Annotated in this window: 22 protein-coding genes and 1 tRNA gene; 12 read left to right on the plus strand and 11 right to left on the minus strand. The window is 59.7% G+C overall.

Annotation, left to right across the window (positions count from 1 at the left end; all coding sequences use genetic code 11):
- Nucleotides 1–223: 223 nt before the first annotated feature.
- Nucleotides 224–619 carry a hypothetical protein gene (locus DWW03_RS16565; protein WP_153811584.1) on the minus strand — a complete coding sequence of 132 codons (396 nt, stop codon included), beginning with the start codon at nt 617–619 and terminating at the stop codon, nt 224–226.
- Nucleotides 620–1,306: 687 nt separating this feature from the next.
- Nucleotides 1,307–1,858: a hypothetical protein gene (locus DWW03_RS06050; RefSeq protein ID WP_015545750.1), complete on the minus strand. Its 552-nt coding sequence runs from the start codon at nt 1,856–1,858 to the stop codon at nt 1,307–1,309.
- Between the two features lie 166 nt (nt 1,859–2,024).
- On the opposite strand from DWW03_RS06050, the gene DWW03_RS06055 reads away from it, so the two are divergent.
- Nucleotides 2,025–2,606, plus strand: a complete 582-nt coding sequence (locus DWW03_RS06055) for a hypothetical protein (protein WP_015545751.1) — start codon at nt 2,025–2,027, stop codon at nt 2,604–2,606.
- On the plus strand, nt 2,546–2,719 hold the full coding sequence (locus DWW03_RS17050) for a LytTR family DNA-binding domain-containing protein (RefSeq protein ID WP_083810157.1): 174 nt from the start codon (nt 2,546–2,548) through the stop codon (nt 2,717–2,719). Before DWW03_RS06055 ends, DWW03_RS17050 begins: the two co-directional genes overlap by 61 nt.
- 196 nt (nt 2,720–2,915) lie before the next feature.
- Here DWW03_RS17050 and DWW03_RS06065 read toward each other — a convergent pair whose 3' ends face one another.
- From DWW03_RS06065 to DWW03_RS06090, 6 genes are all read right to left on the minus strand, one after another.
- On the minus strand, nt 2,916–4,232 hold the full coding sequence (locus tag DWW03_RS06065) for an acetyl-CoA hydrolase/transferase family protein (RefSeq protein ID WP_022061147.1): 1,317 nt from the start codon (nt 4,230–4,232) through the stop codon (nt 2,916–2,918).
- 39 nt (nt 4,233–4,271) lie between these two features.
- Nucleotides 4,272–7,250: a translation initiation factor IF-2 gene (infB, locus tag DWW03_RS06070; protein ID WP_118406497.1), complete on the minus strand. Its 2,979-nt coding sequence runs from the start codon at nt 7,248–7,250 to the stop codon at nt 4,272–4,274.
- A gap of 34 nt (nt 7,251–7,284) precedes the next feature.
- A complete protein-coding gene (nusA, locus tag DWW03_RS06075) occupies nt 7,285–8,514 on the minus strand; it encodes a transcription termination factor NusA (protein WP_015545753.1) in 1,230 nt (409 codons plus the stop codon).
- 26 nt (nt 8,515–8,540) lie between these two features.
- The gene (gene rimP / locus DWW03_RS06080) at nt 8,541–9,008 is read right to left on the minus strand and encodes a ribosome assembly cofactor RimP (protein ID WP_015545754.1); all 468 of its coding nucleotides are present in this window, start codon (nt 9,006–9,008) and stop codon (nt 8,541–8,543) included.
- Between the two features lie 128 nt (nt 9,009–9,136).
- A complete protein-coding gene (lpxA, locus tag DWW03_RS06085; RefSeq protein WP_015545755.1) occupies nt 9,137–9,931 on the minus strand; it encodes an acyl-ACP--UDP-N-acetylglucosamine O-acyltransferase in 795 nt (264 codons plus the stop codon).
- Nucleotides 9,932–9,936: 5 nt separating this feature from the next.
- Nucleotides 9,937–11,328 (minus strand): bifunctional UDP-3-O-[3-hydroxymyristoyl] N-acetylglucosamine deacetylase/3-hydroxyacyl-ACP dehydratase, encoded by a 1,392-nt coding sequence (locus DWW03_RS06090; RefSeq protein WP_015545756.1) that lies wholly within the window; start codon nt 11,326–11,328, stop codon nt 9,937–9,939.
- An 86-nt stretch (nt 11,329–11,414) separates the two neighbouring features.
- On the opposite strand from DWW03_RS06090, the gene DWW03_RS06095 reads away from it, so the two are divergent.
- From DWW03_RS06095 to DWW03_RS06140, 10 genes are all read left to right on the plus strand, one after another.
- A complete protein-coding gene (locus DWW03_RS06095; RefSeq protein ID WP_015545757.1) occupies nt 11,415–12,218 on the plus strand; it encodes a TonB family protein in 804 nt (267 codons plus the stop codon).
- Between the two features lie 257 nt (nt 12,219–12,475).
- Nucleotides 12,476–12,871 (plus strand): hypothetical protein, encoded by a 396-nt coding sequence (locus DWW03_RS06100; protein ID WP_022061108.1) that lies wholly within the window; start codon nt 12,476–12,478, stop codon nt 12,869–12,871.
- 70 nt (nt 12,872–12,941) lie between these two features.
- A complete protein-coding gene (locus DWW03_RS06105) occupies nt 12,942–13,463 on the plus strand; it encodes a hypothetical protein (protein WP_229028765.1) in 522 nt (173 codons plus the stop codon).
- A 71-nt stretch (nt 13,464–13,534) separates the two neighbouring features.
- The gene (locus DWW03_RS06110) at nt 13,535–15,031 is read left to right on the plus strand and encodes a potassium/proton antiporter (protein WP_022061106.1); all 1,497 of its coding nucleotides are present in this window, start codon (nt 13,535–13,537) and stop codon (nt 15,029–15,031) included.
- Between the two features lie 350 nt (nt 15,032–15,381).
- A complete protein-coding gene (locus tag DWW03_RS06115; RefSeq protein WP_118406537.1) occupies nt 15,382–17,034 on the plus strand; it encodes a DUF6377 domain-containing protein in 1,653 nt (550 codons plus the stop codon).
- A gap of 222 nt (nt 17,035–17,256) precedes the next feature.
- The gene (locus DWW03_RS06120) at nt 17,257–18,330 is read left to right on the plus strand and encodes a Gfo/Idh/MocA family protein (RefSeq protein ID WP_118406498.1); all 1,074 of its coding nucleotides are present in this window, start codon (nt 17,257–17,259) and stop codon (nt 18,328–18,330) included.
- A gap of 30 nt (nt 18,331–18,360) precedes the next feature.
- Nucleotides 18,361–18,525 carry a twin-arginine translocase TatA/TatE family subunit gene (locus DWW03_RS06125; RefSeq protein ID WP_015545763.1) on the plus strand — a complete coding sequence of 55 codons (165 nt, stop codon included), beginning with the start codon at nt 18,361–18,363 and terminating at the stop codon, nt 18,523–18,525.
- Nucleotides 18,526–18,558: 33 nt separating this feature from the next.
- Nucleotides 18,559–20,031, plus strand: a complete 1,473-nt coding sequence (locus tag DWW03_RS06130; RefSeq protein WP_171024694.1) for a Gfo/Idh/MocA family protein — start codon at nt 18,559–18,561, stop codon at nt 20,029–20,031.
- 42 nt (nt 20,032–20,073) lie between these two features.
- On the plus strand, nt 20,074–20,949 hold the full coding sequence (locus tag DWW03_RS06135; protein ID WP_015545765.1) for a DUF1080 domain-containing protein: 876 nt from the start codon (nt 20,074–20,076) through the stop codon (nt 20,947–20,949).
- Nucleotides 20,950–20,961: 12 nt separating this feature from the next.
- Entirely contained in the window at nt 20,962–21,870 is a 909-nt protein-coding gene (locus tag DWW03_RS06140) for a sugar phosphate isomerase/epimerase family protein (RefSeq protein WP_022061103.1), read from the plus strand.
- 230 nt (nt 21,871–22,100) lie between these two features.
- Here DWW03_RS06140 and DWW03_RS06145 read toward each other — a convergent pair.
- The 3 genes from DWW03_RS06145 to DWW03_RS06160 form a co-directional block, all read right to left on the minus strand.
- Nucleotides 22,101–22,177, minus strand: a tRNA-Ala gene (locus DWW03_RS06145).
- 532 nt (nt 22,178–22,709) lie between these two features.
- Complete coding sequence (locus DWW03_RS06155) at nt 22,710–23,741, minus strand: 2-oxoacid:ferredoxin oxidoreductase subunit beta (RefSeq protein ID WP_022061532.1); 1,032 nt, start codon at nt 23,739–23,741, stop codon at nt 22,710–22,712.
- Between the two features lie 2 nt (nt 23,742–23,743).
- Entirely contained in the window at nt 23,744–25,588 is a 1,845-nt protein-coding gene (locus DWW03_RS06160; RefSeq protein ID WP_022061533.1) for a 2-oxoacid:acceptor oxidoreductase subunit alpha, read from the minus strand.
- Between the last annotated feature and the right edge of the window lie 11 nt (nt 25,589–25,599).

A 25,599-nucleotide genomic window follows, 5' to 3' on the forward strand; every position in this document is an offset into this window, starting at 1 on the left:
TTTCCCGTTCTGCGAGGTATTCGTCGAGCGTGATCGGAGACGGGCGTTTGTGGCCGGTGCGAAGCTGAAGCTCACGGCCAAGACTTTCCTGGCCGCGGAGCGACGCATTCCAGGACTCGGGAACGGGGTGTTGCAGGGCATTCTATTTCAGGCGTGCATCTACCTCAAACGCATGTTCGCCGCGCTGGATGAAGGGGTAGCCGAACGGCTTTTCGGGACATCGTTAAGCTTCGTTCGAAAAATACCGCCATGTGCGCCACCGGCTGTGCAGGCCGCAATGCGGGCAGTAGAGTTTGTAAAGTCCTTTGCTGTACTTGCGCACGTGCAGGTTGCGCGTGTGGCATTGCGGGCAGCGCGAGGTGGTGAGCCGCTGCTCGTAATACTGGAAAATCACGAGGTTGAACAGGCTCAATAGGATGCAGGCGCATCCGACAGCCCCTGTGTCGCCGAGAAAGAGCGGGACGAGGCAGCCGATCAGGACGGAGATCATCACGACGAGACCGATGCCCTGTATCGCTTCGTTGGGGAGCTGGCGTATGCGCCACATCGGACGCGTAACGAGGATGCCCGCTACGGCAGGCAGGAAACTGATCGGGAGGAGCAGGAGATAGGCTTTCATGGGTGGGTATGTACGCCTGTCCCGCAGCGCATGGAATTAAGTTCGGATTCGGAAGGTGAAATAAAAAACGTGGGACAAAACTCTGATTTGCTTTCTGAGGCTCTGGAATAACCTGGCAACCAAATACAGAATGAAGCCCACGCTGGAAACGTGAGCGTCAAACTTCATTCCTTGGTTGCTCTTTAAATTTTCCAGATTTTCAGAAAGCAAGGTTAAAGCTAACGCTTTTTATATGTGCGCACCGCCGCTTTTCGTGCGGAACCGGCGCTTTTTAGTCGTGTTACTGCAACTTTGTGTGTTATTTCATTGGCGGTTTCGTATTAGTTAACGCACAAATATACGGAAATAAGCGTAAAAGCGGAAAAAACGGGTTGAATAAAATAACCGGTTTGTTTTTCAGGTCTGTGAATCCGCTCTGTTCGTGATTCTCCCATCGAGCGGAAAGGAGACAAGAAGAGGCGTCGCGCGAAAGAATCACTACCGATCCGTTGTCTTTTTCAGATGGGTGAATGCCGCGGGAAATGGTTCCGATAACACCTTTCGATTCGCAGCTACAGGGAGGTTTCGTTTTCCAAAGAATACCGTGCCGAAGGCGGTCATTTCTTGTTCGGCCGAAGCGGTGTCGCCTCCGATTATCCGCTCATAATCGGAACGGTTCCTGATTACCGGATAAGAGGCGATTTAAGTTCAGATTCTCGGTTTCACGGCAATGCGCAGGAGAAGCGAGATGCAATAGACGATCATGCCGTATGTCGGTGCGATTACGGTTACCCTCACTCCGCTGAAAAGTATTGCCAACTTGCTTTCGGATGATATGCCTGCGAGTTGACCGCTGCCGATAATCTCCGAAATGTCGTATAATCCGGTCATGAAATAGATCCAGCCCAGCATCAGTGCAGCCAAACCGGCTTCCTTTACCCAGCGGGGAGCTTTCCAGGCTGCGAACAGCATGGCGATCAGGCAAATAGTGATCATTGACATCCAAATGTAGCCACCTTCCATATAGAGATCGGCTATGGATTTCGGGGGAGGTGAATAGCTGTCTGCGGTAGTCGTTTCTCCTGTTTCCGCATTCGTTACGGTCATTTCGCCGGTTTTTATCATACCGGCTGGCGGCTGGTTTTTGTCAGCCGATTCAGTTGCTGCGCAGGAAGACTGGACACTGATCTGGTCTTGGGCAAAGGCTCCGGATGCAGCGAAGAGCAGTCCGGCAAGCAGAAGTTTGGTGAAGGTTTGCATGGGGCTTTGTTTTAAGTTAGATAATGAGTTGGCAGGAATTCCTTTTGCAAAGATAGACGCAAATGTGGTGACGATGCAAATTCAAATCCCCTGTTCCAGATGTCAAATCGGCCGGAACTCTCTGATTTGTTTCTGTGGATGGCGATTTTTATTAACTTTGTATTAAATGAAACACCTTGCGACTTTTCTCTATTGGCTGGCTGCCGTCTTTGCGCTGGCGCTTATTCTGGTGAGTTTCGATTACCGGTTCGGCCGGGCGTTGTTTCTTGCCACGTCTTTACTGCCGGGAATGTTCTGTGCGAAATTTTTCCTGCCGATGGCTCTTCGGGCAGAACGGCGCCGGGTTTTGGCTGTTATTTGTGTGGTTGCAAGCACTCTGATCATCGAATGGATGTCGCTTCTCCTTGCCAGTTTCCACACTACTCCGTCTGAGAATTTGATGCGAGCTCCTTTTCCCGGGTTATTTTCGAATCCCGTTTTTATTTTGATTCTGCTGGTGGCGATTGTCGTCCCGGGGGAGTTGCTGTCTCATTATCTGAAAAAGAAACTTTCAGAGGAGAGATATGTGACGTTTATTTCCGATCGCCGTAAGGTTGTGCTGCCGATCGAGGCGATTCTCTATGTGGAGTCTAACGATAAAGAAGTTCTTCTCCATACGCAGGAAGGTCTTACCGGACGCGGACCTGTATTTCGCAATGGGCTGAGCGGCTCGACGATCGGTTCGTCCGTATTCATCGGGCCTATCTGATCAATATTGGGCATGTGAGCTCCTGGACGCCGACGCAAGTAACCGTCCAGGATCGGGTATTGGACATATCGCGAACTTACAGGGGATCGGTTGCAGCCCGTTTTGTCGGGTAAAACGGTAAGTCGAAACTGTTCGGACCTCGCAAGCCCTTCCTTGCCGATCAGTCGTGCGCAGCCCGTTGCCGAGGTGCGTCCGGCTTGTATGTAGGCAGTCCGTCCGTCGGGATCAAGGGGCGGTTGGCCGGAAGATGCAAAAAACGGCGTTCATGCGAACGCCGTTTCTTGTTGCTGTTTCCGAGGTGCGGAAACGCTATTTCATATATCCCTTGATGTAGTGGTGATGCGATCCCCAGCGCTCGAAAGCGGCCCGGTCCAGCTCCTCCTGCGCCGAAGGATGCGCGATGGAGATCAGCAGGCGTGCACGCTCCTGCAAGGTCTTGCCGTAGAGGTCCACGGCTCCGAACTCGGTCACGAACCAGTGGATGTGGTTGCGGGTCGTCACCACGCCGGCGCCGTCCAACAGCGTCGGGCAGATTTTCGACACGCCCTTGTTGGTGATCGAAGGCATGGCGATGATCGCCTTGCCGCCCTTCGAGAGCGATGCGCCGTAGACGAAGTCGATCTGTCCGCCGACGCCCGACCAGAATTTCGTGCCCAGCGAGTCGGCGCACACCTGGCCCGTCAGGTCGACTTGCAGGGCCGAGTTGATGGCCACGAAGCGGTCGTTCTGCGAGATGATGTAGGGGTCGTTCGTGTATCCGACATCCATCATCAGCACGCCCGGGTTGTCGTCGATGAAGTCGTAAACGGCTTTCGAACCCATCAGGAAGGTCGAGACCATCTTGCCGGGGTCGGTTTTTTTGGCTTCGCCGTTGATCACGCCCTTCTCCACCAGAGGCAGCACGCCGTCGGCGAACATTTCGGTGTGGATGCCGAGGTTCTTATGGCCGCCCAGCTGGCTGAGAACCGCATTCGGAATGGCCCCGATGCCCATCTGGAGCGTTGCGCCGTCCTCGATCAGCGCGGCGCAGTGCTTGCCGATGGCCGTCTCGACCTCGTTCGGCTCGGAGAATTTCGCTTCGATCAGCGGGGTGTCGTCCTGCACGAAGAAGTCGATCTTCGAGGAGTGGATCATGGCCTGACCGAAGGCGCGCGGAACGTATTTGTTCACCACGGCGATCACATAATCGGCGCACTCCACGGCCGCCAGCGTGGCGTCGACGGAGGTTCCGAGCGATACGAAGCCGTGTTTGTCGGGCGGGCAGACCTGGATCATCGCCACGTTGCACGGAACGGCTCCGCAGCGGTACAGACGCTGTGTCTCGCTCAAGAAAATCGGAATGTAATCGGCATAGCCGCTCTGGGTTACCTTGCGGACGTTCGCACCCACGAAGAAGGAGTCGAGCTGGAATACGCCTTCGAATTTCGGATCGGCGTAGGGAGCGGGACCCTCCGTGTGCAGGTGATGGACGTGCACGTCCTTCAGTTCTCCGGCCTCGCCGCGTTTGCACATGGCGTTGATCAGGCACTGGGGAGCCGATGCCACCGAGCTGAGGTGGACATGGTCGCCCGATTTGATGACCTTGACGGCCTCTTCCGCAGTCGTAAAATGGATTGGGTTAGTCATTACTGCCAAAAAATTGTAAGTAGTTGTTAGTTTTATGGGTTACTTGCGTTTCACTTCCACCTGTTCGTATCCCTCGACGATGTCGCCGACGCGGATGTCGTTGAACGACTCGATGTTCAGACCGCAGTCCTGTCCGACCACGACCTCCTTGACGTCGTCCTTGAAACGTTTGAGCGAGCCGAGTTTGCCGGTGTAGATCACGATGCCGTCGCGGATGACGCGGATCGGGGTCGAGCGTTGCAGCTTGCCTTCGCGGACCATACATCCGGCGACGGTTCCGACCTTGGTGATCTTGAAGATTTCGAGCACTTCGACCGAAGCGACGATCTCCTCCTTCATCACCGGTTCGAGCATGCCCTCGATGGCGTCCTTGATGTCGTTGATGGCGTCGTAGATGATCGAGTAGAGGCGGATTTCGATCTCCTCCTTCTCGGCCAGCCTGCGGGCCGAAGCCGACGGACGCACCTGGAAGCCGACGATGATGGCGTTCGAGGCGGCGGCCAGCAGCACGTCGGACTCCGAAATCTGTCCTACGGCGGCGTGGATGACGTTGACCTGCACGGTCTCCTTCGAGAGCTTGATCAGCGATCCGGACATGGCCTCGACCGATCCGTCCACGTCGCCCTTGACGATGATGTTCAGCTCCTTGAACGAGCCGATGGCGATGCGGCGGCCGATCTCGTCGAGCGTCACGTGCTTCTGGGTCATAATGCCCTGCATGCGGGCCAGCTGTTCGCGTTTGTTGGCGATTTCGCGTGCCGAGCGGTCGTCGTCCATGACGTTGAACGTGTCGCCGGCCTGCGGCGCGCCGTTCAGTCCGAGCACCTGCACGGGCGTCGAGGGACCTGCCGCTTCGACCTTCTTGCCGTTCTCGTTGAACATGGCCTTCACGCGGCCGGTGTAGGTTCCCGAGAGGATCACGTCGCCGACGCGGAGCGTGCCGCTCTGCACCAGGATCGTCGACACGTAGCCGCGGCCCTTGTCGAGCGTCGACTCGATGACCGTTCCCTGCGCCTTTTTGTTGGGGTTGGCTTTCAGGTCGAGCATCTCGGCCTCCAGCAGCACCTTTTCGAGCAGCTTGTCGAGGTTCAGGCCCTTCTTGGCCGAAACCTCCTGGTCCTGGTATTTGCCGCCCCACGACTCCACGAGGTAGTTCATCTGCGAGAGCTGCTCCTTGATGTGGTCGGGGTTGGCGTTGGGTTTGTCGATCTTGTTGATGGCGAAAACCATCGGCACGCCTGCGGCCTGCGCGTGGTTGATCGCCTCGACGGTCTGCGGCATGACGCTGTCGTCGGCCGCGACGATGATGATGGCCACGTCCGTCACGGCGGCTCCGCGGGCGCGCATGGCCGTGAAGGCCTCGTGGCCCGGGGTGTCGAGGAAGGTGATCTTCTGCCCGTTCAGCACCACGCTGTAAGCGCCGATGTGCTGGGTGATGCCGCCGGCCTCGCCCTCGATGACGTTGGTTTTGCGGATGTTGTCCAGCAGCGAGGTCTTACCGTGGTCGACGTGTCCCATGACCGTTACGATCGGCGGACGCGGGACGAGGTCTTCCTCGCGGTCCTCGCTGTCGTCGGCGATGGCCTCCTGAATCTCCACCGAGACGAATTCGGTCTTGTAGCCGAACTCCTCGGCGACCACCACGAGCGCCTCGGCGTCGAGACGCTGGTTGATCGACACCATCAGACCCAGGTTCATGCAGGCCATGATGACCTCCGTCGGCGCGACGTTCATCATCGTGGCCAGCTCGCTGACGGTCACGAACTCCGTGACCTTGAGCGTCGAACGCTCCATTTCCTCGCGTTCGAACTCCTCGTTCATGCGCTCGGCGACGGCCTCGCGCTTGTCCTTGCGGTATTTCGAGCTTTTGCTCTTGGACCCCTTGGCCGTCAGACGCGCCAGGGTGTCCTTTACCTGCTTCGAAACCTCTTCGTCGCTCACTTCCGGGCGCACGATCGGTTTGGGGGCGTTCTTGCCCTTGTTGCGGCGTCCTTCGCCCGGACGGGGCTGGTTCTGACCTCCGCCGCGGTTCTGGCCCTGTCCTCCCGAACGGTTGCCGTTGTTGTTCTGACCGCCCTGGCCCTGACGGTTGCCGCCGCCCTGTGCATTGCCCTTCGGGGCTTTGCTGACGTCGACTTTCTCCTTCTGGAGGCGTTTGCGCTTATGCTTGCCGCCTGCGACGAAGCCCGACACGTCCATCGTGCCGAGCACCTGCGGACCGGTGAGGGTCACCGTCTCGGGGCGGAAGATGTTGTCCTTCGGGGCCTCGGGCTTCGGCTCCGCCGCGGGGGCGGGGGCCGGAGCCGCTTGTGCCGCGGGCGCTGCCGGGGCCGGAGCGGGTTTGGGTGCGGGAGTCTCTGCGGCTTTGGGCTGCGGAGCCGGGGCGGGCGTTTCCCTCTTCGGGGCCTCCTGCACGGGGGCTGCGGCCTTCGCGGGGGCCGGCGTTGCGGCCGCTGCGGGTTTCGGCGTTTCGGCCGGCTTCGGCTGGGGAGCCGGAGCGGGTGCGGGAGCCGGTTTCACGGCCTCCGGAGCCGGTTTCACGGCCTCCGGAGCTTTCGGGGCCTCCTCCGCTTTCGCGGCGGGAGCCGCCGGCTGGGGTGCGGGTTTCACGGCCTCGGGTGCGGGCTTGGGCTGGGGAGCCGGAGCCGCCTTGGGCTTGGGCGAGAGGTCGATCTTGCCGAGGAACTTCGGCTGCTGAATCTCGTCCTTGACGCTGATGACGTTGCTTTTGATGACAACCTCCTTCTCTTCCTCGCGCTCCTGCTTCCTGGCTTCTTCGAGGGTTACGGTCGTCTGCTTCAGGGAGATGCGTTCGCGGATCGAATCACGTGCGCTGGCGGCGCTGCGGTTCGCCCCGAACTCCTTCTCCAGAACGGCGTAAGTCTCGGCATCGACCAGCGTGTTGGGCGATCCGTCGCTCTTGATGCCCTTCTTCTGCAGGAAGTCGGTGACGGTGTTCAGCCCCACCTTGAACTCCTTTGCAACCTGAATGAGCCTTAATTTTCTTTCATTACCCATATCTTGTCTCTTTTCCTTTCTTGTCTTGCTTTGATTATTCGAATTCGGCCTTCAGGATCTCCACGACCTTCTGCGCCTGCTCCAGTTCAAGGTCGGCGCGTGCGGCGATCTCCTCGACGGGGAGTTCCAGCACGCTCTTGGCGGTGTCGCATCCGGCGGCTTTCAGGGCGTCGATCACCCATCCGTCGATCTCGTCGGCGAACTCCGTGAGGGCCACGTCCTCCTCCTCGACCTCGCGGTAAACGTCGATGTCATAGCCGGTGAGCATTTTCGAGAGGCGGATGTTGAGACCTCCCTTGCCGATGGCCAGCGACACCTGGTCGGGCTTGAGGTAGACCGAAGCGGTCATCTTCTCCTCGTCGATGGTGATCGACGACACCTTTGCGGGATTGAGCGAACGTTGGATCATCAGCGTCGGGTTTGCCGTGTAGTTCACCACGTCGATGTTCTCGTTGCGCAGCTCCTTGACGATCGAGTAGATGCGCGAACCCTTCATGCCGACGCAGGCGCCCACCGGGTCGATGCGCTCGTCGTAGGACTCCACGGCGACCTTGGCGCGCTCGCCGGGGATGCGGACGATCTTCTTGATGGTGATCAGACCGTCGAAAATCTCGGGAACCTCCTGCTCGAACAGCCGTTCGAGGAACTGGTTGGCCGTACGCGAGAGGATGATGCGCGGCTGGTTGTTGTTCATCTCGACCGACTTGACGATGGCCTTGATCGTGTCGCCCTTGCGGTAGAAGTCGTTGGGGATCTGCTCGGCCTTCGGGAGGATCAGCTCGTTCTCCTCGTCGTCGAGGATCAGCACCTCCTTTTTCCACACCTGGTAGACCTCGCCCGTGACGATGTCGCCGACCTTCTCCGAGTATTTTTCGTAGAGGCTGGCCTTCTCCAGATCGAGGATGCGCGAGGCGAGGTTCTGGCGCAGCGACAGCACGGCGCGACGGCCGAACGAGGAGAGTTTGATCTCGTCGGCGTATTCGTCTCCAATCTCGTAGGTGGGGTCGATGGCCTTGACCTCCGAGACGGAAATCTGTGCGTTGGGGTCTTCGACGGCGTCGTCCTCGACGACCGTGCGGTTGCGCCAGATTTCGAGGTCGCCTTTCTCGGGGTTGATGATGACGTCGAAATTCTCGTCCGTTTCATACTGTTTTTGCAGCGCGTGGCGGAAGACGTCCTCCAGCACGCCGATCATCGTCGACTTGTCGATGTTCTTCAGCTCTTTGAATTCGGCAAAGTTGCTGATGAGATTGAGATTGTCCATTGTGTGCTTTATCTGATTTTTAATTGTTACTTGAAATCCAGCCACTCCTTCGTGTACTTGATCTGATCGAAGGGGTAGCTGCGCGTGACTTTCACCAACTGTTTCTTCTTTTTGCCCTCGACGGCCTGCTTCTCCTCGTAGGAGAGGGTGATGCCTTCGTCGGTGACCTCCTCCAGCTTGGCCAGTATCTTCACGCCGCTGGTGAGCAGCACCTCGGCCGATTTGCCGGCGAGTTTGCGGTACTGGCGCAGGCTTTTCAGCTCCGAGCCGATGCCGGCCGACATGACCGTCAGCGAAAAATCCTCCTCGTCGCGGTCGAACTGCGCTTCGACGGCGCGGCTCAACTCCGCGCAGGCGTCGATGCCGACCGACGTGTCGCTGTCGATCGTCAGTTCGATTTCGTTGCCCGGGGTCGAGGTGCACTCCACCACGAACATATCGGAGCCTTCCAAATGACGTTCCGCCGCTTCGATTATCTTTTTCGTCTCTATCATAGTCGTTGAATTTCGGTCCGGTGTAAGTATGAAATAAGGGGACTGCCCGTCCCCTTACCCTTCACGCTGTCTTTCGACACCGCAAATATAGTGAAAAATTCCGATATACCAATATTTATACGCAAAATTTACTCCTCTTTGCAACGCGATTCGTAGGGTTTGATGATGCCGCGTTTCGAGGTGCGGATGAATTCGAGGAGCGTATCGCGCTCGGGACTTTGCGGAACCTGCTTTTCGACCTCGTCGCAACCGTTCAGGTAGTTCAGGCCGCTCTGGAAGAGGATGCGGCAGGCGTCGTGGATCTCGGCGATGCGTTCGTGCGAAAAGCCGCGGCGCGCAAGCCCGATCTTGTTGATGCCCGCGAAACGGAGCGTGTCGTTGCGCACGATGACGTAGGGCGGGAGGTCCTGCCCCAGCAGCGCGCCGCCCTGCACCATGGCGTGCGCCCCGATGTGGGTCCACTGGTGGACGGCGGCGTGGCCGCCGATGACCACCCAGTCGCCGACGTGCACTTCGCCGGCGAGCGACACGCGGTTGGCGATCACGCAGTTGCTGCCGATGATGCAGTCGTGCCCGATGTGGACGTAGGCCATCAGCAGGTTTTTCGAGCCGATGCGCGTGGTTCCGGTCGAGGCGGTTCCGCGGCTGATGGTCACGTACTCGCGGATGTCGTTGTCGTCGCCGATTTCGCAGGTGGTGATTTCTCCGGCGAATTTCAGGTCCTGCGGAAGGCATGCGACCGAAGCGGCGGTGTGGATGCGGCATCGCCTGCCGATGCGCGCCCCGTCGTGGATCACGGCTCCGGGACCGATCCAGCAGTCGTCGCCGATCACCGTGTCGCCCGCGATATAGGCAAATGGTTCCACCGTGACGTTGGCTCCGAGTTTGGCGTCGGGGTGGATATAGGCCAGGTTGCTGATCATTTCCTCTATTTTTTGTTTTTGACTACCTGCGCCATCATCACGGCCTCGCAGGCGAGCGTCTCGCCGACGAAAGCCTTGGCCTCCACGAGGGCGACGCCCCGGCGGATGGGTTCCAGCAGGTGGATTTCGAATTGCAGCGTGTCGCCCGGAACGACCTTGCGCTTGAATTTCACGCCGTCGATCTTCATAAAGTAGGTCGAGTAGTTCTCCGGGTCGGGGACGTTGCTCAGGACCATGATGCCGCTGCACTGCGCCATGGCCTCGACGATCAGCACGCCCGGCATCACCGGCTCCTCGGGGAAGTGGCCCACGAAGAACGGTTCGTTCATCGTCACGTTCTTGATGCCCGCCACGGACGAGGAATCGCAGTGGAAAATGCGGTCCACCAGCAGGAACGGCGGACGGTGGGGCAGCATGCGGCGGATGTCGTTGATGTCGTAGAGCGGCGGCTTACGGCAGTCGTAGGTGTAGCGGGGTTTCTCGCCTCCGCGGCGGATGGTCTGCTTGAGCTGCTTCATAAACTCCGTGTTGGCGAAGTGTCCCGGGCGGGTGGCCCAGACGCGGCCCTTGATCCGTACGCCCAGCAGCGCGAAGTCGCCCAGCAGGTCGAGCAGCTTGTGGCGCGCCAGCTCGTTGTTGCAGCGCAGTTCGAGGTTATTGAGGTAGCCCGCCTTGATCTCGATGTCGGGCTTGTTGAAGACCTTCTTGAGCTTGTCCAGCTGTTCGTCGGGCACGGGGTTTTCCACCACCACGATGGCGTTGTCCAGGTCGCCGCCCTTGATCAGGTTCATGTTGATCAGCGGCTCCAGCTCGTGCAGGAAGACGAACGTGCGGCAGGGCGAAATTTTTCGGGCGAAGTCGTCGCCGGGGTTGAAGGTGGCGTACTGGTTGCCGATGACCTTCGAATTGTAGTCCACGTGCACCGAGACGGAGAATTCGTCGTCGGGGTAGAGGATGATCGCCACGCCCTTCTCGGGGATCGTGTAGACCATCTTTTCGGTCACGTGGTAGAACTGCCGCTCGGCGTCCTGGTCCGCCAGTCCGGTCTCGGTGATGGCCCGGGCGTATTCGCGGGCCGAGCCGTCCATGATGGGGGTCTCGGGGGCGTCGATGTCGATCACGGCGTTATCCACGCCGAGGGTCCAGAGCGCCGACATGATGTGCTCGATGGTGTGCACGCGGTGGCCGCCGGCTTCGACGGTCGTGCCGCGCGAAGTGTCTACGACGTTGTCGCACAGGGCGGGAATTATGGGTTGTCCTTCGAGGTCGGTGCGGCGGAATACGATTCCGGTTCCGGCCTCGGCGGGATTCACGGTCATGGTAACTTTGACGCCCGTATGCAGGCCCTTTCCCGAAAATGAGATCGGCGCCTTCAGCGTTTGTTGTTTGGTTGACATAAGCGGTGTTTCTATATATTTGCGCGCAAAGATAGGAAATTTTCGGTAAAAAACGCTACTTTTGCTCAAAATTCCGATACACCGCAATGACTGAAACACCCCGTGACGACAAACCGAAACCCGCCCGCAGGCCGCGTATCAAACTGCCCTTCGACAACCGCAGGGAGGATATGGGGTCGTGGACCTACGACCATCGTATCGGCCTGTGCGTCACGTTGATCGCCTATCTGGCGCTGATGATCGTCTTCGTCTCGTCGAAGATCGTCGTGGGCCGGCGCACGCACCAGCAGGGCATGTATATCGACCTTCAGACGCTGGCCGAAATGGAGCAGGAGCGCGACCGCCTGGAGCGCGAGGTGCGCGAGCGCCAGCGGCAGGAGGAGATCGACTGGCGGAGCATCCGCAACCAGGCGTCGAACGAAAACGCCCTGAACGAGAAGCTCCGCGACGACCGCGGGACCAACGCTGCGGCGCTGAACGAGGCGGCGGCCGAGGCCGAGGCGCGGATGCGCGCCAACCGCGAGGCCTACGAGCAGGGGCTTGCCGAGGAGCGGGCCATCCGCGAACGCCGCGGGAAGGAGGACGGCGCGGAACGTCAGGACCGCAAGGTCAAGGGGCGCGTCACGGTGTCGTTTTCGATTACCGATCCCGTGCGTACGTCGCGTTATCTGGAGGTCCCGGCCTATCTGTGCGAGGGCGGGGGCGACGTGACGGTTTCGGTCACGGTGGACCGTGCGGGCAAGGTGACCGGCGCGCGCGTCACCGAGGGCGGCGACGACTGCATGCGCGAGTCGGCTCTGCGCGCCGCCCGCAATTCGTTGTTCAACATCGACAACTCGGCGCCCGCCCGTCAGACGGGAACCATCACTTATATCTTCATTCCCCAATGATTTCGGATGATTGCGGCCTGCCTGCCGCACATCCTGGGGCATCTCGAGCGTTGTCCGTTCGGAATTTTGCCGCTTGTTGGCCGGCAGTCAACCGCGGGCGGAAGCCGCGGAAGACGTTTCCCGGCAAAAAGAAGGCCTTTTTGGGGCGGCTCTGTGTCGGGAAAATCGGCTTTTTTTATGGATAATTTCGGCTTCGGCCGCGGATTTGTCCGAAAAAAACGTAACTTTGTAGCCGACGTAATTTTCCGAACCGTTAGATGCGTAAACTGCTTTTCATCGTGCTGGCCTTCACGGCGTGCCTGCTCTTTCCGGAGGGCGGCGACGGTGCGTGCATCCGGCAGCAGGCGCCCTCTGCAGCCTTCTCGGCGGGCGATATGCACGCCGACGAGTGGCAGTGCGAGCGTACGTACAATTCGGACCTGAACCACCAACCCCGTGTGCTCCGGGAGGCGGAATCCTGCCCGGCGCAGCCTTCGTTCCGTTACGGCGACCGGCAAGTTCCGGCCGAACGCGCCGTCGTGCGCGGCGCCGTTTCGTGGGGCTGCGGTACGGGAGTTGCCAAGTTAACCGCTGCGTTCCGAACCTCCGATCTCTCCGCCGGACCGCATGCCGTGGATTACTATGTCTACCGGCTGCGGCGGCTCATTATTTAGCGTACGGTATTTCCCGAACGGTTCGCCGTTCTGTTTGCCTGAAATACGAACGTCTGATAATGAAAGAGATATGGATAAGATTAAAATTTGCGAGGCGATGTACGCCTTGCCCGGGGAGGTTGTGGTGCGCCGCCGCAAATCTCTCGTACTGCCTGCCGCGCTGCTTGCGGCCGGCGTGGCGATACTGGTTCTGAATCACGTTTACGGAGCCTCGATGACCAACAACCTCCGCTCGTCGGCGGTGTTCATCGGCGGTTCGCTGGCCCTGGCGGGGATGATCACGCTCGCGGCGCGCTTTTTCAGCGCCGAGGGCGCGCCCTACTACCGTGCCGGACGCAGTTACCTGCGCTACGACGAACTTTACTTCGAGCGCTCCCAGAGCCGCGATGTGGTGGCCCTCGTGGCGGAAGGCAATGTGGAGCGGCTGCTGGCAATGCCCCATGCGCGGGTTCCGGCGGTCTCCGTGGCCATGTACCGTACGCCCGACAACCGCTTCGCCGCCATGCAGGCCTTCGAGTACGCGGACCTGGAATACCGGCCGCTGACCCGGTTGCAGATCAGCCCGCAGAAAGAGGGGGCTTGCGAGGCGTAGGGTTCGTCGCTGCGCTCCGGGACCGGAACTGCGCCCGCTGAATTTTGGATACGAAAAAACAGATTGGACAGATGATAGACATCAGTGGTGAAAATGTAGTATTGGTCGGTGCGTTGCTGCTCTTCGTGGCGGTGATGGCCGGCAAGGTCGCTTACCGCTTCGGCGCCCCCGCGTTGCTGCTCTTTCTGGGGGTCGGCATGTTGTTCGGGCTGAATTTCATTTCGTTCCGCTCGGTCGAAATGACGCAGTTTGTCGGTATGATCGCGCTGTGCATCATCCTCTTCACGGGCGGTATGGACACCTCCTTTCAGGAGATAAAGCCGATCATCGGGCCGGGCGTCGTGCTGGCCACGGTGGGAGTGGTCATGACGGCCATGGTGCTGGCGGGCTTCGTCTGGCTCGTCGCTCCGTGGCTCGATCTGGAGATCTCCTTCGCGCTGGCGCTGCTGCTGGCCGCCACGATGTCCTCGACCGATTCGGCGTCGGTCTTCTCGATCCTGCGAAGCAAGAAGCAGGGCCTCAAACAGCATCTCCGTCCGCTGCTGGAGCTGGAGAGCGGCTCGAACGACCCGATGGCCTACATGCTTACGATCCTGCTGATCGGCGTGGTCACCAACTCCCAGGGCGGGGGCGGTCTGGGCATGAGCGCCCTCTATTTCGTGGTGCAGCTGGTCGTCGGCACGCTTTCGGGTTACCTGATCGGGCGGCTGGCCGTGTGGACGATCAACAAGATCAACCTGGCCAACCACTCGCTCTACTCGGTGCTGCTGCTGGCCTTCATCTTCTTCGCCTTCGCCTTCACGGACCTCGTCAAGGGCAACGGCTACCTGGCGGTTTACCTCGCGGGTCTGGTCGTGGGCAACCATAAGCTGGCGCAGAAACGCTCGCTGACGGTCTTCTTCGACGGTTTCACGTGGCTCATGCAGATCGTGATGTTCCTCACGCTGGGGCTTTTCGTCAACAGCGACGAACTGCTGCGTCCCGAGGTGCTGATCCTCGGCGGTGCGGTCGGCGCGTTTATGATCCTCGTGGCGCGTCCCGTCACGGTTTTCGCCTGCCTGCTGCCGTTCCGGCGCTTCACGACCAAGGCGCGTCTCTACGTTTCGTGGGTGGGTTTGCGCGGCGCCGTGCCGATCCTGTTCGCCATCTACCCGATGATGGCGGGCGTCGAGCACGCCGAGCTGCTGTTCAACGTGGTCTTCCTCTCGACGATTATCTCGCTTCTGGTGCAGGGCACGACCGTGAGCGGCATGGCCAATCTGCTGGGGCTGGCCTACGAGGAGCGCGAATCGGCCTTCAACGTCGAGATGCACGAGGAGATGAAGTCGGCGCTGACGGAGGTCGAGGTCAACGAGAACCTGCTCGCCAGCGGCCATACGCTCAAGGACATCACCCTGCCCGAGAATACGCTGGTGATGATGGTCTGCCGCGACGGGGAGTACTTCGTGCCGCAGGGGAAGACGGAACTCAAGCTGGGCGACAAGCTGCTGGTTATTTCGGACCGCAGCGAGGAGCTGGCAAGCACCTATAAGGATATGGGCATCGACGACGTGATGAAGCTCGGGTAGCTTTCAACGCTCATTGCCTGCGAATTACAGCTCGGGACGCATCCTGTGCCGTGCCTCCCTCCGGCGGATTTCCGCCCGAATCTCCGGCGATTCTGTCGCCGGGGATTCTTTTTTTTTGCCCGTTCTGTTCCGTATGTCGGCGATTTTTTGTACCTTGAACCGTGAAAAGGAGATTTTCGCTCTGAAATCCGAACCGGAATCCGGAGCGTCTCTTCGTTTCGGTTTACGACGCGTGATATGTCTTTGCGGCGTCAAACAAATAGGAAAGATTAAAAAGAAAGCCGGCATTCGGCAAAAAGTTGTACTTTTGCCCTGTTCGCGGACGCTTCCTGCGGCGGCCGGCCCCGACCATGAAACTGCTGAAACCCACATACCTGCTGCGAACCCTGCTGCTGCTCTGCGCCGTAGCGGTCGTGTCGTCCGCCTGCGAGCGGAACGAAACGCAGTCGCTGTCGGACAAACTGGACCACATGATCGCCAACCGGCAGGTTTACGACTGCCAGAAGGAGCAGCGTATCGCCGAACTGCGGCATCTGTTGAGCGTGAGCTGCCTGACTCCCGCCCAGGAGTACGAGATCAACGACAGGCTGTTCGGCGAATTCCACAAGTACAAACTCGACTCGGCCATCCGCTACATGGAGCGCAACGTCCTGCTGGCGCGTCGTCTGGGCGACCGCCGCAAGGGCTGTCTTTCGGGAATCCGCCTGGCGGAACTCTACTCGTCGACGGGCATGTCCATCGAGGCGAAGCGGATGCTGGACTCGATCGACCGCCGGTCGGTGCCCCGCGACATGCTGGCGACCTATTACAAGGCTTACAACCGTTTCTACCAGCAATACGTGGCTTTCAGCGGACAGAGACACTTCCGCGAGCTGGAGGAACGCTATCAGGATTCGGTGATCATGTTTGCCGACACGGTTTCGGTGCGTTACAAGCTCGACCGGCTCTACCAGATGAGCCGCCGCAACCAGTCGCACGAAATGGAGGTCCGGCTGCTCGGGTTTCTGAACAGTCTCGAACCCGATTCGCAGCTCTACGCCGAGTGCGCCTATTCGGTGGGCAGTTTCTACCGCCGCCGCGGGGACGACTGGCTGGCGCGGAAGTACTACATGCTGTCGGCGATGACCGACATCCGGAACTCCACGAAGGAGAACGCCGCCTTCCAGGCGCTCGCGACGCTTTATTACCGTCACGACGATCTTTTCCGTGCGTTCCGCTACACGCAGGCGGCCGTCGAGGACGCGCTTTTCTCCAACGTGCAGTTCCGCACGGTCCAGATGTCGGAACTTTACTCGATCATCATTGCCTCGCACCAGGCCAAAGAGTCCCGCACCAAGCACAAGCTGCAATACTATCTGGTGTTGATCAGCGTGCTGTCGGCGGTGCTGGTGCTGCTGTTCGTCTACCTGTACAAGCAGCTTCGCAGGGTCTACCGCATCAAGGAGGAGCTTTCGCAGACCAATGCGAAGCTGGCTCGGCTCAACGAGGAGCTGGGCGAGAAGAACGAGCAGCTGTCGGACTCCAATGCCGTCAAGGTGCAGTACATCGCGCGGTTCTTCGACCTTTGCTCCATGTACATCGACAAAATGGACGATTACCGCAAGTCGCTCAAGAAGCTGGCCCAGGACCGGAAGTTCGACGAACTCAACAGACGGCTCAAATCGACCTCGATGCTCGAGGACGAGCAGGACGAACTCTACAAGAATTTCGACGCCATCTTCCTGAACCTCTATCCGTCGTTCGTCGAGGACTTCAACGCCCTGCTGACCGAGGACGAGCGGATCGTGCTCAAGCAGGAGGACCTGCTGAACAAGGAGCTGCGGATTTACGCCCTGCTGCGTCTGGGCATCACCGACAGCGTGAAGATCGCTTCGTTCCTGCGCTGTTCGCTTTCGACCGTCTATAACTACCGGACCAAGGTGCGCAACAAGGCGGCCATCTCGCGCGAGGAGTTCGAAAAGATGGTCATGAAGATCGGAACGGCCCATAAAACGGACGTCTGACCATTCCAGATCGTCTACATTTTTCGGGTTGTTTCAGAATGTAATAAATTGTTAATTAGAGATATGGTTCGAATTGGGTTCTACATTTTCCGCTTCAGTTTTCAAACCGAAGGTTATTCGGGCTAATTTTGTAATCGAGGTGGTGCGCCTGCCGGTATTTTCCTTCGGAAACGGGAGGCGCGGCGCTGAACCTAACTTTTAACCGACCTTATTGACTACACGATGAATCCTGTAAAAGTTGGCCTTATCGGCTTCGGCAGAATGGGAGGTTTCTACCTCGACGAGATGCAGAAAAGCGGCAGGTGGGACGTTGCGTACATCTGCGACGTCTGCGCCGAATCGCGGGACCTGGCGCGCAAACTGGCCCCCGGGGCGAAGGTTGTGGATGACGAACAGGTTATTTTCGACGATCCCGAAGTGCAGGTCGTGGGGCTGTTCGCTCTGGCCGACTCGCGCAAATCGCAGATCGAGCGGGCTTTCGCCGCGGGCAAGCACGTCATCGCTGAAAAACCCATTTCCGACAGTATCGAAAACGAATGGCAGGCCGTCGAGCTGGCCGAGAACACGCCCTTGTTCTCGACGGTGAACCTCTACCTGCGCAACTCCTGGTATCACAATACGATCAAAGATTTCATCGCCCAGGGCGAGATCGGCGAACTGGCCATCATCCGGGTCTGCCACATGACTCCGGGACTGGCTCCGGGCGAGGGCCACGAATACGAAGGTCCCGCGTTCCACGACTGCGGCATGCACTACGTGGACATCGCACGCTGGTATGCCCAGTCGGAATTCAAGACCTGGAATGCCCAGGCCGTGCGGATGTGGAACTACAAGGACCCCTGGTGGCTGCAATGCCACGGCACGTTCGAGAACGGCGTGGTGTTCGACATCACCCAGGGGCATGTCTACGGCCAGCTGGCCCAGACCCAGACCCACAATTCCTATGTGGACATCATCGGCACGAAGGGCATTGCACGCATGACGCACGATTTCAAGACGGCGATCGTTGAGCTGCACGGCGTGACGCAGACCCACCGCCTCATCCAGCCCTACGGGGGCAAGAACATCGACACCCTTTGCAAGCTCTTCGCCGAGTCGATCGAGACGGGCCGCCGCAGCGAGGCGCTCCCGGAGTTCCGCGACGCGGCGCTGGCCTCGGAGTACGCCTGGCGGTTCCTGCGCGACGCGCGGGAGCACGACCTCCCGGCCATCGGGGAACAGGAGACCCTGCGGCAGATCCGCGAACGCCGCCGCACGATGAAGGACGGCTACGGCCTGTTGCGCAAACACGCATGACAATCGCATAACCCTAAAACTACCTGAACTATGAATCATCTGTTATTTATCGGCGTGGGACAAATCGTCATCATCGCGCTTGTCGTGCTGCTGCTGTTCGGCGGCACGAAGATCCCGGAATTGATGAAGGGCCTCGGCAAAGGCTACAAGATCTTCAAGGACGAGGTCGACAACATCGAAAAGAACATCAAATAACCCCAATACTAACTCAAATTAAACCTCGAAACGATGGCAAAAGAAATGTCAAGAAGAACGTTCCTGAAGCAGGGAGCGGCTGCCGCGATCGGTTTAGCGGTCGTACCCAGCACGGTTCTGGGTAAGAAGTTCGGCTACACGGCCCCCAGTGACAAACTCAACATCCTGGGCGTCGGCGTCGGCGGACGCGGCGCTTCGGTGCTGAAGGGCCTGGAGAGCCAGAACATCATCGGCCTGTGCGATGTCGACTGGAAATACGCCGACCACATTTTCAAACGTTATCCTGCGGCCAAGAAGTTCAACGACTACCGCAAGATGTACGACGAGATGCTCAAGTCGGCCGATGCCGTGATGGTCGCTACGGCGGACCACACGCACGCCATCATCGCCGCCGACGCCATCACCGCCGGCAAGCACGTATATTGCGAAAAACCGCTGACCCACACCGTCTACGAGTCGCGCCTGCTGACCAAGCTGGCCGACAAGTACAAGGTGGCCACGCAGATGGGCAACCAGGGCGCATCGGCCGAAGGCGTGCGCAAGGTCTGCGAATGGATCTGGAACGGCGAGATCGGCGAGGTGCGCCGCGTGGACACCTTCACCGACCGTCCCATCTGGCCGCAGGGCCTGGCGCGTCCCGAGGAGGATATGCGCATCCCCAAGACGATGAACTGGGACGCCTTCATCGGTCCGGCTCCCTATCGTCCCTACAACGCCGCCTATACGCCGTGGAACTTCCGCGGATGGTGGGATTTCGGTACGGGTGCGCTGGGCGACATGGCCTGCCATATCCTGCACCCCGTGTTCAAGGGGCTGAAACTGGGCTATCCGACCAAGGTGGAGGGCAGCTCGACGCTGCTGCTGAACGAGTCCGCTCCCTCGGCACAGCGCGTGAAGTTCATCTTCCCGGCCCGCGACAACATGCCGAAGGTGGCCATGCCCGAAGTCGAGGTGCACTGGTACGACGGCGGCCTGATGCCGGAGCGTCCCGCAGGGCTTCCCGCCGGCAAGAACCTGAACGTGAGCGGCGGCGCCGCCATCTTCTACGGTACGAAGGACACGCTGATCTGCGGCTGCTACGGCAAGGACCCCTATCTGGTTTCGGGCCGTGTTCCCGAGGCTCCGAAGGTGCTGCGCGAGATCACCGAGTCGCACCAGATGGACTGGGTGCGCGCCTGCAAGGAGGACGCCGACGACCGCGTGCTTTCGGCATCGGACTTCAGCGAAGCCGGACCGTTCAACGAAATGGTCGTTATGGGCGTGCTGGCAGTCCGCCTCCAGGGCCTCAATCAGGTGTTGGAGTGGGACGGTCCGAACATGCGTTTCACGAACATCCCGGACGACGCCATGATCAAGACGGTCATCAAGGACGGCTTCCACATCAAGGACGGACACCCGACCTTCGACAAGACCTGGACCGATCCCGTGAACGCACAGCAGTTCGCCCAGGAGCTGATCAAACACACCTACCGCGACGGCTGGGCGCTTCCCGCCATGCCGCGCTGATTAACTAACCTGTCCGTAAAACTTTAAAAAAACAGAAAGAATATGAAAAAGACCCTTTTATTCTCGGTATGCGCGGCTCTGACCGCATCGCTGGTTTCGTGCGGCGGCCCCGGCGGCAAGGCCAAGACGGCTGAAACGGCCGATGCCAAAACCGCCAAGAAAGCCGTTCCCGAATACACCGTTGTCGACAACGCACAGGTGGACCTCGCCTCGTTCCCGCAGGACAAGGACGGTTACTACGTGATTTTCGACGGCAAGACGCTCAACGGCTGGCGCGGCTACGGCAAGGACAAGGCTCCTTCGCGCTGGACGGTGGAGGATGGCGCCATCAAGTTCAACGGCTCGGGCGGCGGCGAGGCCCAGACGGGCGAGGGCGGCGACCTGATCTTCGCCAAGAAGTTCAAGAACTTCGAGCTGGAGATGGAGTGGAAGGTTTCGAAGGGCGGCAACTCGGGCATCTTCTACCTGGCCCAGGAGGTTACGACCCAGAAGGACGGCAAGACCAAGTACGAGCCGATCTACATCTCGTGCCCCGAGTATCAGGTGCTCGACAACACCAACCATCCCGATGCCAAGCTGGGTGTCGACGGCAACCGCCAGTCGGCGTCGCTCTACGACATGATCCCCGCCGTTCCGCAGAACCAGAATCCCTTCGGCGAGTGGAACAAGGCCAAGATCATGGTTTACAAAGGCACGGTCGTACACGGCCAGAACGACAAGAACGTCGTGGAGTACCACCTGTGGACTCCCCAGTGGACCGAGATGCTGGAGAACAGCAAGTTCAGCTCCGAGAAGTGGCCCCTGGCGTTCGAGTTGCTGAACAACTGCGGCGGTGAGAACCACGAAGGCTACATCGGCCTTCAGGACCACGGCGACGACGTCTGGTTCCGCAATATCCGTGTCAAGATTCTCGATTAAGGGCTTCTTACGATGAGAAACAGGCTATTCGCAGTCATCTGCGTCCTCCTCGCTCTGGCGATGCTCCCCGGCGGAGCATCCGCCAAAGCGAAGAAGGCCCCGAAGAAGGACATCGGTATCCAGCTCTATTCGGTGCGCAGCCTGATCGGGGTTTTCGGCAAGAGCCAGGGCGATTACAAACCCGTCCTGAAACAGCTCGCCGACATGGGCTACACTTCGGTCGAGGCCGCCAGCTACAAGGACGGAATGCTCTACGGGCAGACTCCCGAGCAATTCCGCAAGGATGTCGAGGATGCCGGTATGCGGGTGATTTCCACGCACTGCACGCTCAACCTCTCCGACGAGGAGCTGGCGAGCGGCGATTTCTCGAAGGCCCTCGCTTGGTGGGACGAGTGCATCGCGGCGCACAAGGCCGCCGGTGCGGAATATATCGTGGTCCCCTCGATGCGTAAGATTTCGACGCTCAAGGATTTGCAGACCTACTGCCGCTATTTCAACGAGGTGGGTGCGCGCTGTGCGGCCGCCGGCATGAAGTTCGGCTACCACAACCACTCGCGCGAGTTCGAGAAGATCGAGGATAAGGTCATGCTGGACTACATGCTCGAAAACACCGATCCCGACAAGGTGCTGTTCGAAATGGACGTCTACTGGACTGTGATGGGCAAGGCCAGCCCGGTGGACTACTTCAAGAAGTATCCGGGGCGTTTCCGGCTCCTGCACATCAAGGATCGTCGTGAGATCGGCCAGAGCGGCATGGTGGGCTTCGACGCCATCTTCGCCAACGCGCGGGAAGCCGGCGTGGAGAACATCATCGTCGAGATCGAAGGTTCGAGCTACAACGACATCGTGCGCAGCGTCCGCGAATGCGCCGATTACCTGCTCGAAGCGCCTTTCGTCACGGCTTTTTTCCGGGACAAATAACGCCTTCCGGCAGCGTTGCGCATATCCGGCCGTCCGCAAGGACGGCCGGATATTTCGTTTTGTCGTTTTTGGCTGCTGCCGTGGTTTTTCCGCTGAATTATCGCTAATGTTGCGGGTGGAGGCCGGCACGGATGCTTTTGTGCCGTTTGTGCCGTTTGTGCCGGGTGCGGCCGATACGGCCGGAAACATACACTGAAAAACGGGACCATCTTTCGATGGTCCCGTTTTTATGGTGGAGAATACGAGATTCGAACTCGTGACCTCTTGCATGCCATGCAAGCGCTCTAGCCAGCTGAGCTAATCCCCCTTGTTGTGGGTGCAAAGATAATCGGATTTTTTTATTTCCACAATTTTCGGCCCGAAAAATCGGCTCCGAAATTGAACTTTTTTCGAAAAAACCTCCCGAAGCTCTTCGGAACGCTTCCGGAAGCCCGTCGCTGAAGGGTTTCTCCGACATCTGGGCCTCGGCCGAGAACATCAGCCATTGGGACATCAGGCTGGCTGGCGGGGTGCTGATTGCCAAACCCGGGAACCGGGCGATGATCTATGCCGCCACGACGCTCGACAACGGACGCAGATGAAGCGGCAGGGTGCGGCATACGGCATGGCTGGCAGTCCGGTGATCGCCAATATGCAGCGCCTGCTGGAGAATATCGTCCGCAAATCGGCCAATGTCTATTGATTCCCGGTTGCGGGGGGCCTCCACCTGCCGAAACCCCTCCCTCCTGCCGAAACCCCTCTCTCCTGCCGAAACCCCTCTCTCCTGCCGAAACGAACGGCGGACCCCGGGAAAGGGTCCGCCGTTTCGTTGTCCGGATGCCGGCTTCCCGGCTGCGGGACTATTCCACCTCCCAGGTGGCTCCCGAGCGGAGCAGGTCGTCCACGCAGTGAATTTTGCTCGTGGCTTTGACCTCCTCGACCTGCTTCTCCACGGCGCGGTCGTAGACCGAGTCGTCCTCGACCGAGCGGATTACGCCCAGCGCTACCGGGTAGTCGGGGTATTTCATCGCCGCCAGCATCGAGTGCAGCGTGGTGTCGCGCTCGTGGGCGTCGTGCGTCAGCACATCGTCCAGCGTGTAGCCGTCCTGGCCCACGGTCACCACCTTGAGTTTCATGTTCTCGAACACGATGCCCTTTTCGTTGTTGGCGCCGAAGAGCATTTTCTCTCCGTGGCGCAGCGTCACCGTGCGTTCGGCGCGCGTGGCCTTGTCGGCTGCGAAGTCGGCGTGGGTCTTATCGTTGAAAATCACGCAGTTCTGCAACGCTTCGATCACCGACATGCCCGTATGTCTGGCCGCGGCGATCATGCACTCCTTCGAGAGGGCGACCTCCATGTCGATCGTGCGGGCGAAGAACGTGCCCTTGGCGCCGATGACCAGTTCGCCGGGGTTGAACGGCTTCTCGACCGTTCCGTAGGGCGAGGTCTTGGTGATCTTGCCCAGCTTCGAAGTGGGGGAGTACTGGCCCTTCGTGAGGCCGTAAATCTCGTTGTTGAACAGGATGACGTTGAGGTCCACGTTGCGGCGGATGGCGTGGATGAAGTGGTTGCCGCCGATGGCCAGCGAGTCGCCGTCGCCGGTGGTGACCCACACCGAGAGGCGCGGGTTGGCCGTCTTGACGCCCGTCGCCACGGCGTTGGCGCGCCCGTGCACGGAGTGGAACCCGTAGGTCTTCATGTAGTAGATGAACCGCGACGAGCATCCGATGCCCGACACGAACGTGAACAGGTTGTGGGGCGTGTCGAGCGCGTCGGCGATTTCGGGCAGCGCGCGCTGCACGGCGCTCAAAATCGCGTGGTCGCCGCATCCGGGACACCAGCGTACCTCCTGGTCGCTCTTGAAATCCGCAGGGGTGTATTTGTAGTCTGCCATGGTTACTTCAGTAAGGATTCGAATTTCTGTTTAAGTTCTGCGACCGTGAAGGGCAGTCCCTCGCACTTGTTGTACTGTTCGTAGGGGAACTCCTGGAAGTTCTGGCGCAGATAGGCCGCGAACTGTCCTTCGTTCAGCTCGCAGACGACGATCCTGCGGAACTTCGCGAAGATGTCGCGCACCCCCTTCGGCAGCGGGTTGATGTAGTTGAAATGGCACAGCGAGACCTTTTTGTCCTCGCGGCGCATTTCGTTCACGGCGTTTTGCAGGTGGCCGCGCGTGCCGCCCCAGCCTACGACCAGCAGGTCGCCTTCCGCATCGCCCCAGACGGCCTGTGCGGGAATGTCGTCGGCGACTTTGGCCACCTTCGCCGCGCGGGTGTCGGTCATCTTCTGGTGGTTGGCCGGGTCGTGCGAGATGCAGCCCTTCACGCAGTCCTTCTCCAGTCCGCCCACGCGGTGCTCCAGACCCACTTTGCCGGGGAACGCCCAGCCGCGGGCCAGTTTTTCGTTGCGTACATAGGGCATGAACCCTCCTTCGGGAGCCTTGTCCACGATCGGGGGCTGAATGGCGGGGTAGTCCTTCATCTCGGGAATCCGCCACGGCTCGGAGCCGTTGGCGATGAATCCGTCGGTCAGCAGGATCACGGGCGTCATGTGCTCCATGGCCAGGCGTCCGGCTTCGAAGGCGTAGTGGAAGCAGTCGCTGGGCGACGATGCCGCCACGACGATCACCGGGCACTCGCCGTTACGGCCGTAAAGCGCCTGCTGGAGGTCGCTCTGCTCGGTTTTCGTCGGCAGGCCCGTCGAGGGTCCTCCGCGCTGTACGTCCACCACGACCAGCGGCAGTTCGGTCATCACCGCCAGTCCCAGCGCTTCGCTCTTGAGCGACAGTCCGGGGCCCGAGGTGGTCGTCACGGCGAAATTGCCCGCGAAGGCCGCGCCGATGGCCGTGCAGATGCCGGCTATCTCGTCCTCGGCCTGCACGGTCTTCACCCCGAGGTCCTTGCGTTTGGCCAGTTCTTCGAGGATCACCGTGGCCGGGGTGATCGGGTACGAACCGCAGAAGAGCGGCAGGCCCGCCTTCTCGGCCGCGGCGCAGAGTCCCCACGCCGTGGCGACGTTGCCGTTGATCGACCGGTAGGTGCCCTTTTCGCGGGGAGCCGGGGCCACGGTGTAGTTGTTGGCGAACTGGTGGGTGTTTGCGGCGTAGTTATAGCCTGCCGCTATGGCCAGCTTGTTGGCCTGGGCCACGGCGGGATTTTTCTTGGCGAATTTCCCGTCGAGGTATTTGAGTGCGTAATCCTCCGGACGGTCGAACAGCCAGAAGCAGATGCCCAGTGCGAACATGTTCTTGCACTTGACGACGGCCTTGTTGTCGAGTCCGGTTTCTTTCAGCGCCTCGCGCGTCATGGAGGTGATGTCGGGAACGACGACGTTGTATTCGTCGAGCTTGAGTTCTGCCAGCGGATCGAGGGTTGCGAATCCCGCCTTCTTGAGATGTTCTTCGGTGATCGAATCGCCGTCGAGGATGACCGTCGCGCCCGGCTTGAGCCACTTTCGGTTGGCCTTGAGCGCCGCGGGGTTCATCGCCACCAGCACATCGCAGTAGTCACCGGGATTCAGCTCGCGGTGGTCGCCGAAATGGACCTGGAAGCCCGAAACGCCCGCAACGGTTCCCTGCGGGGCGCGGATTTCGGCGGGGTAGTCGGGGAAGGTCGAGATGCCGTTTCCCAACAGCGCCGAAGTGTCGGAAAAGAGCGTGCCCGTGAGCTGCATGCCGTCGCCCGAATCGCCCGAAAAGCGGATCACGACGTCCTGCAACTCCCGCACTTTTGATTGTTCCATGATTTTGGTTT

It is taken from the genome of Alistipes sp. AF14-19 (genome assembly GCF_003461645.1).
In the GTDB taxonomy this organism is placed as follows: domain Bacteria; phylum Bacteroidota; class Bacteroidia; order Bacteroidales; family Rikenellaceae; genus Alistipes; species Alistipes shahii.

Excerpts from the sequence above, each read along its gene's own strand:
- DWW03_RS16565 (WP_153811584.1), bottom strand. The coding sequence starts at position 619 with ATGAAAGCCTATCTCCTGCTCCTCCCGATCAGTTTCCTGCCTGCCGTA.
- DWW03_RS06050 (WP_015545750.1), bottom strand. The coding sequence starts at position 1,858 with ATGCAAACCTTCACCAAACTTCTGCTTGCCGGACTGCTCTTCGCTGCA.
- DWW03_RS06055 (WP_015545751.1), top strand. The coding sequence starts at position 2,025 with ATGAAACACCTTGCGACTTTTCTCTATTGGCTGGCTGCCGTCTTTGCG.
- DWW03_RS06065 (WP_022061147.1), bottom strand. The coding sequence starts at position 4,232 with ATGACTAACCCAATCCATTTTACGACTGCGGAAGAGGCCGTCAAGGTC.
- infB (WP_118406497.1), bottom strand. The coding sequence starts at position 7,250 with ATGGGTAATGAAAGAAAATTAAGGCTCATTCAGGTTGCAAAGGAGTTC.
- nusA (WP_015545753.1), bottom strand. The coding sequence starts at position 8,514 with ATGGACAATCTCAATCTCATCAGCAACTTTGCCGAATTCAAAGAGCTG.
- rimP (WP_015545754.1), bottom strand. The coding sequence starts at position 9,008 with ATGATAGAGACGAAAAAGATAATCGAAGCGGCGGAACGTCATTTGGAA.
- lpxA (WP_015545755.1), bottom strand. The coding sequence starts at position 9,931 with ATGATCAGCAACCTGGCCTATATCCACCCCGACGCCAAACTCGGAGCC.
- DWW03_RS06090 (WP_015545756.1), bottom strand. The coding sequence starts at position 11,328 with ATGTCAACCAAACAACAAACGCTGAAGGCGCCGATCTCATTTTCGGGA.
- DWW03_RS06095 (WP_015545757.1), top strand. The coding sequence starts at position 11,415 with ATGACTGAAACACCCCGTGACGACAAACCGAAACCCGCCCGCAGGCCG.
- DWW03_RS06100 (WP_022061108.1), top strand. The coding sequence starts at position 12,476 with ATGCGTAAACTGCTTTTCATCGTGCTGGCCTTCACGGCGTGCCTGCTC.
- DWW03_RS06105 (WP_229028765.1), top strand. The coding sequence starts at position 12,942 with ATGGATAAGATTAAAATTTGCGAGGCGATGTACGCCTTGCCCGGGGAG.
- DWW03_RS06110 (WP_022061106.1), top strand. The coding sequence starts at position 13,535 with ATGATAGACATCAGTGGTGAAAATGTAGTATTGGTCGGTGCGTTGCTG.
- DWW03_RS06115 (WP_118406537.1), top strand. The coding sequence starts at position 15,382 with ATGAAACTGCTGAAACCCACATACCTGCTGCGAACCCTGCTGCTGCTC.
- DWW03_RS06120 (WP_118406498.1), top strand. The coding sequence starts at position 17,257 with ATGAATCCTGTAAAAGTTGGCCTTATCGGCTTCGGCAGAATGGGAGGT.
- DWW03_RS06125 (WP_015545763.1), top strand. The coding sequence starts at position 18,361 with ATGAATCATCTGTTATTTATCGGCGTGGGACAAATCGTCATCATCGCG.
- DWW03_RS06130 (WP_171024694.1), top strand. The coding sequence starts at position 18,559 with ATGGCAAAAGAAATGTCAAGAAGAACGTTCCTGAAGCAGGGAGCGGCT.
- DWW03_RS06135 (WP_015545765.1), top strand. The coding sequence starts at position 20,074 with ATGAAAAAGACCCTTTTATTCTCGGTATGCGCGGCTCTGACCGCATCG.
- DWW03_RS06140 (WP_022061103.1), top strand. The coding sequence starts at position 20,962 with ATGAGAAACAGGCTATTCGCAGTCATCTGCGTCCTCCTCGCTCTGGCG.
- DWW03_RS06155 (WP_022061532.1), bottom strand. The coding sequence starts at position 23,741 with ATGGCAGACTACAAATACACCCCTGCGGATTTCAAGAGCGACCAGGAG.
- DWW03_RS06160 (WP_022061533.1), bottom strand. The coding sequence starts at position 25,588 with ATGGAACAATCAAAAGTGCGGGAGTTGCAGGACGTCGTGATCCGCTTT.